Here is a 2,980-nt window from a genome sequence, read left to right as displayed (position 1 = left end):
GGGTGATGACGGGATCGAACCGCCGACCCCCTCCTTGTAAGGGAGGTGCTCTCCCAGCTGAGCTAATCACCCACTTCTCAATTTCTTGTTTTACACGGCGGAGACTACATAAAGTAGTTGGTGGGTGATGACGGGTTCGAACCGCCGACCCCCTCCTTGTAAGGGAGGTGCTCTCCCAGCTGAGCTAATCACCCCCGCTGTGTGGAGTCGCATTATAGGGAGAGTTGAAAATGAGTCAACGCATTTTCTAAAGAAATTGTTCGTTCGTCGTAAATTTAAACAAAACGATCGCAAAACAGTCCGTGCGGCATGATTTGTATACGAAAATGGCAAAGCGTAATGTTCCAACCTGAACAACATTGAGGAATCAGACCACGGTGATAGAATACGAGCCTGATAATCTTCCCTGGATTTGCCGGTTGTCGGCATCTTTATAAACGTAAGGCCATTTCATGAAAATCAAAACTCGCTTCGCGCCAAGCCCGACAGGCTACCTGCACGTCGGCGGTGCGCGTACTGCTCTTTATTCCTGGCTTTTTGCACGCAACCATGGCGGTGAGTTTGTGCTGCGTATTGAAGACACCGATCTCGAACGCTCCACTCCGGAAGCTATTGAAGCCATTATGGATGGCATGAACTGGCTGAATCTGGAATGGGATGAAGGCCCGTACTTCCAGACCAAACGTTTTGATCGCTACAACGCGGTGATTGATGAAATGCTGGAAGCAGGCACTGCATATAAATGCTACTGCTCTAAAGAGCGTCTGGACGCGCTGCGCGAAGAGCAGATGGCGAACGGTGAGAAGCCGCGTTACGACGGCCGCTGCCGCCACGGCCACGAGCATCACGTTGCTGATGAACCTTGCGTGGTTCGTTTTGCCAACCCGCAGGACGGTTCCGTTATTTTTGACGACCAGATCCGTGGGCCGATTGAATTCAGCAACCAGGAGCTGGATGATTTGATCATTCGCCGTACCGACGGTTCCCCGACCTACAACTTCTGCGTTGTTGTCGACGACTGGGATATGGAAATCACCCACGTTATTCGTGGTGAAGACCATATCAACAACACTCCGCGTCAGATCAATATCCTGAAAGCGCTGAACGCGCCGGTGCCAGTTTACGCACACGTATCAATGATCAATGGTGACGATGGTAAAAAACTCTCCAAACGTCACGGTGCGGTCAGCGTTATGCAATACCGCGACGACGGTTACCTGCCGGAAGCGCTGCTGAACTATCTGGTGCGTCTGGGTTGGTCCAGTGGCGATCAGGAAATTTTCACCCGTGAAGAGATGATCAAACTGTTCTCCCTCGGTGCGGTGAGCAAGTCTGCGAGTGCGTTTAACACTGAAAAACTGCAGTGGCTGAACCATCACTATATTAATGCGCTGGCGCCGGAATATGTAGCAACCCATCTGCAGTGGCACATTGAGCAGGAAAATATCGATACTCGCGTAGGCCCGCAGCTGTCAGAGCTGGTTAAACTGCTCGGTGAGCGCTGCAAAACGCTGAAAGAGATGGCGCAGAGCTGCCGCTACTTCTACGAAGACTTTGCCGAGTTCGACGCTGATGCAGCGAAGAAACACCTGCGCCCGGTTGCACGTCAGCCGCTGGAAGTGGTTCGTGACAAGCTGGCTGCGATTAGCGAGTGGACGGCAGAAAACGTGCACCATGCGATTCAGGCAACGGCTGATGAGCTGGAAGTTGGTATGGGTAAAGTCGGGATGCCGCTGCGTGTAGCCGTTACCGGCGCGGGTCAGTCCCCGGCGTTAGACGTTACGGTGCATGCGATTGGTAAATCCCGCAGCATTGAGCGTATTAATAAAGCGCTGGCGTTTATTGCTGAGCGCGAAAGCCAGCAATAAGACTGATTGACCGATGAAACAACGGCAGGAGCGTATCCTGCCGTTTTTTTTGCCTGTTATTCAGACTCATCAATACCCAAACGAGTAAGAAAAGTGCGAATACCTTCGCGCGAAATATACATCGCCAGCTTTTCTTGCTCCGTTGGGGACATGTTGTCCAGTGCGCTAATTATCTGGCGACACGCGTGGCTGCGTACTACATGGGTGTATTCTGCGAGCGGTTCTTCAGCCTGATAAACTTCAGGGACTTTGCGAAAAGCGGGAATATTGAGCAGAAACGCGCGGACGCTGGAGTCAATATGAATCAGTCTGGCACGACCACCTTTAACACCGGGAAACTTTTCGGTAGTCCAGTTTTGTTCTCTGATCCAACGATTGACGGTTTGTTTGGCAACCCCGAGACATTCCGCCAGCTCTTCGGTCGTCATTTTGCTGCGTAATTTTTTCATATTATTTGTTTTCGCGGATCCCTAAACGCTGTAATAAACCCGTAATGCCTTCACGCAGGATCAGTGAGGTAAACATTTTCTGTTCTGTCGGTGTCATTTCTTTGGCGAGCCTAATCAGCAGCGCTTCAACAGAGGTATCGCCGGATAACGATAAGTTATCTGATAAACCTTCGGCTGAACGCTCAGCGCTGCGAATGTATTCACGAACTTGTTCGGTGACGTGAACCAGCCGGGCTTTACCGCCCTGAACGCCTGGTTTTGGTGATGTCGCCCAACCTTCTTTGCGTACCCATTTATTGATGGTCTGCCGGCTGTATCCGGTCAGATTAGCAAGTTCTTCTGGCGTCATCCGTTCCTTGAACATAACGATTCCCTGAATAGTCGTGGGGTTAATTAGTGGTTCATTTTATAGCACCATTTTAGTAGAAACCGTGACGCGTTTAACTACTGAATGCGAGTTGTTACGCAATGTTCTTCATTTGACTGCTTTTTCAGCGATTGAATTCTATGAGTTAATTTTGCCGTTGACACACGCGAAGGGAATTCATATGATGCCGCCCGTCAACTCGACAAGCTTTACGTAATGGGGCTATAGCTCAGCTGGGAGAGCGCTTGCATGGCATGCAAGAGGTCAGCGGTTCGATCCCGCTTAGCTCCACCAAA

The 2,980-nt window shown here is 50.7% G+C and carries 3 protein-coding genes and 3 tRNA genes; 2 read left to right on the top strand and 4 right to left on the bottom strand.

All coding sequences use genetic code 11. The features are described 5' to 3' along the window. Positions 1-72 (bottom strand) — tRNA-Val (locus N0B36_RS09495). Positions 73-118: 46 nt separating this feature from the next. Further along, positions 119-194 (bottom strand) — tRNA-Val (locus N0B36_RS09490). A gap of 258 nt (positions 195-452) precedes the next feature. On the opposite strand from N0B36_RS09490, the gene gltX reads away from it, so the two are divergent. Then, complete coding sequence (gene gltX, locus N0B36_RS09485; protein ID WP_103766598.1) at positions 453-1,868, top strand: glutamate--tRNA ligase; 1,416 nt, start codon at positions 453-455, stop codon at positions 1,866-1,868. 56 nt (positions 1,869-1,924) lie between these two features. On the opposite strand, the gene N0B36_RS09480 is transcribed toward gltX, so the two are convergent. After that, positions 1,925-2,317, bottom strand: coding sequence for a YfeC-like transcriptional regulator (locus N0B36_RS09480; protein WP_016153914.1), 393 nt, complete (start codon positions 2,315-2,317; stop codon positions 1,925-1,927). 1 nt (position 2,318) lies between these two features. Next, entirely contained in the window at positions 2,319-2,681 is a 363-nt protein-coding gene (locus N0B36_RS09475) for a YfeC-like transcriptional regulator (RefSeq protein ID WP_016153913.1), read from the bottom strand. A 221-nt stretch (positions 2,682-2,902) separates the two neighbouring features. On the opposite strand from N0B36_RS09475, the gene N0B36_RS09470 reads away from it, so the two are divergent. Beyond that, positions 2,903-2,978 (top strand) — tRNA-Ala (locus N0B36_RS09470). Positions 2,979-2,980: the final 2 nt, after the last annotated feature.

It is taken from the genome of Citrobacter sp. XY323, assembly GCF_025106035.1.
Lineage (GTDB): Bacteria > Pseudomonadota > Gammaproteobacteria > Enterobacterales > Enterobacteriaceae > Citrobacter > Citrobacter braakii.
The sequence above is the reverse complement of the archived record's forward strand: the minus strand, read 5'-3'. Positions and strand labels throughout refer to the sequence as shown.